Source organism: Gordonia sp. UBA7860, assembly GCF_002500165.1.
GTDB classification, from domain to species: domain Bacteria; phylum Actinomycetota; class Actinomycetes; order Mycobacteriales; family Mycobacteriaceae; genus Gordonia; species Gordonia sputi.
Genome location: NZ_DLSO01000189.1, coordinates 1 through 5370, shown reverse-complemented (window position 1 = coordinate 5370; position 5370 = coordinate 1). Strand labels below are relative to the sequence as shown.

Genomic DNA, 5370 nt, shown 5'->3' with positions numbered 1-5370 from the left:
GCTGATCATGATGTATCCGGTACTGGCGAAGGTTCGCTACGACCGCCTCGACACCGTGACCGGGGACAAGCGCCTGCTCATCGGGTCGCTGGTTCTGAACTGGGTTGTCGGCCCGGCGTTGATGTTCGCGCTGGCCTGGATTTTCCTGGCCGACCTGCCCGAGTACCGCACCGGGTTGATCATCGTCGGGTTGGCGCGGTGCATCGCGATGGTCATCATCTGGAATGACCTGGCGTGCGGTGATCGTGAAGCGGCCGCCGTGTTGGTGGCGATCAATTCGGTGTTCCAGGTCGTGATGTTCGCGGTCCTGGGCTGGTTCTATCTCTCGGTGTTACCGGGTTGGCTGGGTCTGGAACAGACAACGATCGACGCCTCGCCGTGGCAGATCGCCAAATCGGTGCTGATCTTCCTGGGTATCCCACTGGTCGCCGGGTTCCTGTCCCGGTATTTAGGGGAGCGGAGCAAGGGACGCGACTGGTACGAATCGCAGTTCATTCCCAGGATCAGTCCGTGGGCGTTGTACGGGTTGCTGTTCACCATCGTGATTCTCTTTGCCCTGCAAGGTGATCAGATCACGTCGCAACCCCTCGACGTGGTCCGGATCGCGGTCCCGTTGCTGGTGTACTTCGCAGTGATGTGGGGTGGCGGGTACGCGTTCGGCGCTGTCATGAAGCTCGGGTATGAACGCACCACCACGCTGGCGTTCACCGCCGCAGGCAACAACTTCGAACTGGCCATCGCAGTCGCGATCGCGACGTATGGGGCCACCTCGGGCCAGGCCCTGGCCGGGGTGGTGGGACCGCTGATCGAGGTGCCGGTCCTCGTGGGATTGGTCTACGTCTCGCTGGCGTTGCGTAAACGCTTCACCGCCCCGCGGTCGACAGCTCAGCCGAGTACGGTCACGGAGGCACAGTGATGGACGACTCGACCCTGGATCAACGCCTGGCGGCAGGAGAGCATCGCGCACAGCCCGAACTGCTCATGCCCCACGTGGTGCTCGGTCGTATTGCCGCGGACTTGGCCGCGAAGTACGAGGGCGTGGTGTCGCGGCAGACGGTGGAGCGCTGCGTCTTTGAGTCGTATGCGGCGCTGCGCCGTACCTCGCGGGTACAGGCTCATCTCACCTCGTTGGCGAGCCGGTTCGCTGCCGACCGGTTGCGCGCACTGGCGCAATCCGGCGGGGCGATCGCCAAAGACGTGCCCGAGGTGTTGTTCGTGTGTGTGCACAATGCCGGCCGGTCGCAGATGGCCGCAGGTCTGTTGACCCACCGGGCCGGTGGCCGCGTCCATGTCCGATCGGCGGGCTCCGCGCCGGTCCATTCGATCAACCCCACCGTGGTCGAGGCGATGACCGAGATCGGGATCGACCTGGGCAACGACTTCCCCAAACCGCTGACCGACGATGTCGTCGCCGCCGCCGATGTCGTGGTGTCGATGGGTTGCGGTGATGCATGCCCCATCTATCCGGGCAAGCGGTACCTCGACTGGACAGTCACCGATCCCGAAGGCCTCCCGTTAGACCGAGTGCGCGCAATCCGCGATGACCTCGACACCCGCGTTCAACGGTTGCTCGACGAGCTCGCCCCGCACCCTGCATAACCCCTTCACACCGAAAAGGAAGCTGCTCCCATGTCTGCACAGACACCGAGCGTGTTGTTTGTCTGCGTCCACAACGCTGGCCGGTCTCAGATGGCTGCTGGGTTCTTGACCGCCCTGGGCGGCGGTCGGGTCGAGGTTCGTTCCGCGGGGTCGGCCCCCGCCGACGCCATCAATTCCGCCGCTGTGAAGGCAATGGCCGAGGTCGGTATCGACATCTCCGACCAATCACCGAAGATCCTCACCCCCGACACCGTCGAATCCTCCGACGTGGTCATCACCATGGGCTGCGGCGACGCTTGCCCGGTCTTCCCCGGCGTCAGCTACCGCGACTGGGCCCTAGACGACCCTGCCGGCAAAGGCATCGATACCGTCCGCCCGATTCGCGATCAGATTCGTTCGCTCGTGGTCGACTTGCTGGCCGAGATCGCGCCTGCCGACGACACCTCGAGCGTGCGATGAGCACACCACACTCGGTTCTGTTTGTGTGCGTGAGCAACCGGGGCAAGTCGGTGATGGCCCAAGGTTTGGCGACAACGGGCACTAGATGTGCTGGTCGTGCCATGACCGTTCGCACCACGTCGATGCGCCCGACCCCGTGATTCCCGTACACTTTCGTCACTGGTGACAAATTACGTTGTGCCACAACACAAATGGCCGATAATGTTGTGTTATGACGTCACGACAGGCATCGGTTGCCAGCACATGGTGACGGTGGTGCCGTCGGGTCCGGTGGTGAGTGCGTGGGTGTCGCTGAGCGCGGTGATGAGTGCTAGTCCGCGGCCGCGGAAGCGCTCTGAGGGGCTGGGGTCCCAGGTGCCGGTGTCGGTGACGGTGATTTCGAGGGCGCCGTTGGGTCGGTGTCGGCTGTGCACGGTGACCGTTGCGGGTTCGGCGGAGTTCTTGCAGGCGTGTTCGGTGGCGTTGGCGACTGCTTCGTAGACGGCCAGGATGATGTCGCCGCGGCGTTCGGTGTCGGCGTCGACAGTGGCAGTCACCCAGAGGGTGAACAGTTCGCGCAGTGTGTAGGCGGCTTCGGCGGTGGCCGCGACCGAGCGCTTGAAGTCACCGGTGGAGTCGCCATCGAGGTGCTGTGATGAGTCCACGCGCCGTGTTTACCCAGTCGGGGTGCCGGTCATTTCGGTGGGGTCGGTCATGGCGGTGACGGCGTGGGCGAGGGAGGGGTAGAGGACGATCGTCTGGTCCAGGCCCATGAGTGTCAGGGGCCTGGACGTCGCGGGTGCGGCGGCGACGACTCCGAACAGTCCGGTCGGTGCGATGGCCTCGTGCGCGGCGACGAGTGCGGCCATGCCGGCCGAGGCCAGGAAGTCGGTGGTGGTCAGGTCGATGATCAGGCCGCGCGGTTGACCGGTCAACGCGTTCGTCACTGCTTCGGACAGTTGTGGTGCGGTGAGCACGTCGATGCTGCCTTGGACGGTCAGGATCACCAGTTCTTCGTGCTGGGCGGAGACGATGGTCAGCAACGCACGGCCGGCGTTGTCTCCGCTGTCGTCGACGACCACCGCGTCAGGGTCGACCACGGCGTCAGGGTTGTTTGGCTGCACTGGTGACTCTCGCTTCCATCGAAGGGGGCCACACAGTTGATGAGCGGCCACGGTCCCGACCGACGACATGACGACGGCTGCCTGCTGCACCGCCCTACCCATTTTGTCATGGTCGCCTGCCCGACATCGATGGGGTTGAGCGAGGACGTCAGGCGCCGCGGCCCTTCATCGGGTCTGTGCTGGAAGACCTCCCCTGACGGTCATACGAGACCACGTTCGAGATTGCGCATTCGATTGCGCGATTCGCATTCGAGCTGGTGGATCGTCGATTCGTCAAATCAGATGTGGTTGGGGATGTCGGAAACTCTTGCACTGTGCTGTCCGGGGCATGCTCGGCTACTGGGTGGGCGAGGTCGGTCCGTCGTGGTGGCGGTGCGTTGGCGTGGTGACCTCGGGGGTGGCCGGTGGGCTGGGGGTGGCCGGTGGGCTGGGGTGCGGTGAGGATGAGGTGATCGAAGTCTCGGCGCATGCCGTCGCCGGCGCGTAGTCGCGTGCTGGCGGCGACGAGCCCACGTCATCGTCGTGCCCCAACCAGGCCACCTGCGTGATCGGGGTACGCCAGCGGCAACGAGCTGGGAGAATCGATTCGTGGATGACGACAGACCTGACTCAGGGAGCCAAGATGCCCAGGGCAAGGATGCTGCGAGACTGGAGCAGTTGAAACGACGTCGCCAGCGGCTGGCCGATGGCGAACCGGCCACGGCGGAAACCGCGGCAGCAGCTGCGGCACATGCCCGGGAGTCGATGACGCGCGCCGTCGCTGCACACGCGTCCGCAGCTCAACGACATGATGACGCTGTTCTGGCACATGAACGCGCGGCGTCGATACATGCCATGGCCGCCGAACGTTCCGCCCCGGGGCGGGGCCTTGTCCACCGCGAGTCCGCCGAGGTCCGAGCACAACGCCGCTGACGACGAGCACAACGCAGCGGTCGATGCCCGCGACCTAGCCGAGCATCCCGAACACTAGACATCCAACCGCGGCCGCGACTGACCCCGCATCCCGGGCGCGCACATTGAGGTGCGCACGTCTCGACCCCAGGCCCAGCCCCTTCTCCGTCGCCCACACCGCCCCGACATACCCCGCCCAGGCCGCGGGCCACCAGGTCGGCGAAGAAGGTGTTCCACGATGCCTTGGTCTCACTGGTGGCCACCTGCATGCCCAACACCTCGCGGTCGATGGCTTGCGGATGGAGGGCTTCGCACTAATTGTGCCGGTGGCCTCTGACAGGTGTCAGTGGTCGATGTAGAGGCGTGCTGCATGCTGCTTGGCAGTGTCGCGGTGTCCTTCAGCGGCGCGGAGCGCATCGCGGAGAGATGCCAGTGCTTCGGTGATGCCGGCGATGGCTTCGGCGGGAGTGGTGGGCGCCCCAAGGGTGTCGGTGGCGAGGTCGTCGCGTTGGGCGAGGTCGCGGTAGCTGCGCTCGATGTCGAGGACCTGGCGTTGCAGGGCGTTGATGGGGTCGTAGAGCGCGTCGATGGCGTGGTCGAGTGTCCGGCCGGAGTCGTTCACGATGCTCCTCATGGTGTCAGGGACGTGTTGTGGCGCTGTGGGTTAGGTGCGGTAGGCGTGGGCTCGGTGGTCGATCTTGACGATGACGATGGTGTGGTTGGGATCGTCGGTGCGCAGCAGGATGCGGTAGTCGCCGCGGCGTGCGCTGTGAAGGCCTTCGAGGTCGTCGCGGAGCGGTTTGCTGAGGCGGTGCGGGTTGCCTGCGAGGGGCCCGGAGATGAATTCGATGACAGCGTGGACGATCCGGGATGGTAGACGCCCGAGATCGCGGCGTGCGGGGGATGCGACCTCGACGTGGTACTCATCGGCCGAGTCCGTGGGATTGTCGCTCACTGGGGCGGCATACCGTGTTCGGCGCGCAGGTCCTCGAGGGAAACGGTGTGGCCGGCGGCGTACTCGACGTCGGCAGCCGCGACAGCTTCGCGGATGCCGGCGCGTGAGAGCCAGTAGATCGTGTCGTGCAGCGATTCGAGGTCGTCAGCCGACATCAGCACCGCGGCAGGTTTGCCGTGCTTGGTGATCGTGATGATGTCGTGCGTGCTCTCGGCGCTGTCGATGAGCGCGGAGAGCTTGTCCTTGGCTTCACCGAGAGGCACTGTCGTCATGCATTCAGCCTAGCCGCTAGACTGGCCAGAATCTAGCCATATGTTTAGCCGATAATTTACCTTATGTCAGGTAAAAGCTGTAATATTGCAA

Annotated in this window: 8 protein-coding genes and 2 pseudogenes; 4 read left to right on the top strand and 6 right to left on the bottom strand. The window is 64.7% G+C overall.

All coding sequences use genetic code 11. The features are described from left to right. The 4 genes and pseudogenes from arsB to B3T59_RS24540 form a co-directional block, all read left to right on the top strand. On the top strand, nucleotides 1-916 hold a 916-nt coding region (gene arsB / locus B3T59_RS22620; RefSeq protein ID WP_287005196.1), incomplete at its 5' end, for an ACR3 family arsenite efflux transporter. After that, nucleotides 916-1599, top strand: coding sequence for an arsenate reductase ArsC (locus B3T59_RS22615; protein WP_064862670.1), 684 nt, complete (start codon nucleotides 916-918; stop codon nucleotides 1597-1599). The genes arsB and B3T59_RS22615, both read left to right, overlap by 1 nt. Nucleotides 1600-1629: 30 nt before the next feature. Then, the gene (locus B3T59_RS22610; RefSeq protein WP_064862671.1) at nucleotides 1630-2058 is read left to right on the top strand and encodes an arsenate reductase ArsC; all 429 of its coding nucleotides are present in this window, start codon (nucleotides 1630-1632) and stop codon (nucleotides 2056-2058) included. Next, nucleotides 2055-2141 (top strand): annotated as a pseudogene (locus B3T59_RS24540) (low molecular weight phosphatase family protein); the annotation flags it as partial. The gene B3T59_RS22610 and the pseudogene B3T59_RS24540, both read left to right, overlap by 4 nt. 126 nt (nucleotides 2142-2267) lie before the next feature. Here the strand turns inward: B3T59_RS24540 and B3T59_RS22605 are convergent. The 6 genes and pseudogenes from B3T59_RS22605 to B3T59_RS22580 form a co-directional block, all read right to left on the bottom strand. Next, nucleotides 2268-2702, bottom strand: coding sequence for an ATP-binding protein (locus B3T59_RS22605; RefSeq protein WP_007240629.1), 435 nt, complete (start codon nucleotides 2700-2702; stop codon nucleotides 2268-2270). Between the two features lie 9 nt (nucleotides 2703-2711). Then, nucleotides 2712-3137 carry an STAS domain-containing protein gene (locus B3T59_RS22600; protein ID WP_138985343.1) on the bottom strand — a complete coding sequence of 142 codons (426 nt, stop codon included), beginning with the start codon at nucleotides 3135-3137 and terminating at the stop codon, nucleotides 2712-2714. 803 nt (nucleotides 3138-3940) lie between these two features. Further along, a pseudogene (locus B3T59_RS24645) lies at nucleotides 3941-4336 on the bottom strand (transposase); the annotation flags it as partial. A 59-nt stretch (nucleotides 4337-4395) separates the two neighbouring features. Then, nucleotides 4396-4674: a hypothetical protein gene (locus B3T59_RS22590; protein ID WP_007240633.1), complete on the bottom strand. Its 279-nt coding sequence runs from the start codon at nucleotides 4672-4674 to the stop codon at nucleotides 4396-4398. Between the two features lie 42 nt (nucleotides 4675-4716). Beyond that, nucleotides 4717-5007 carry a type II toxin-antitoxin system RelE family toxin gene (locus tag B3T59_RS22585; RefSeq protein ID WP_287005195.1) on the bottom strand — a complete coding sequence of 97 codons (291 nt, stop codon included), beginning with the start codon at nucleotides 5005-5007 and terminating at the stop codon, nucleotides 4717-4719. Next, entirely contained in the window at nucleotides 5004-5279 is a 276-nt protein-coding gene (locus tag B3T59_RS22580; RefSeq protein ID WP_007240635.1) for a type II toxin-antitoxin system Phd/YefM family antitoxin, read from the bottom strand. Before B3T59_RS22580 ends, B3T59_RS22585 begins: the two co-directional genes overlap by 4 nt. Between the last annotated feature and the right edge of the window lie 91 nt (nucleotides 5280-5370).

Excerpts from the sequence above, each read along its gene's own strand:
- B3T59_RS22610 (WP_064862671.1), top strand. The coding sequence starts at position 1,630 with ATGTCTGCACAGACACCGAGCGTGTTGTTTGTCTGCGTCCACAACGCT.
- B3T59_RS22580 (WP_007240635.1), bottom strand. The coding sequence starts at position 5,279 with ATGACGACAGTGCCTCTCGGTGAAGCCAAGGACAAGCTCTCCGCGCTC.
- B3T59_RS22615 (WP_064862670.1), top strand. The coding sequence starts at position 916 with ATGGACGACTCGACCCTGGATCAACGCCTGGCGGCAGGAGAGCATCGC.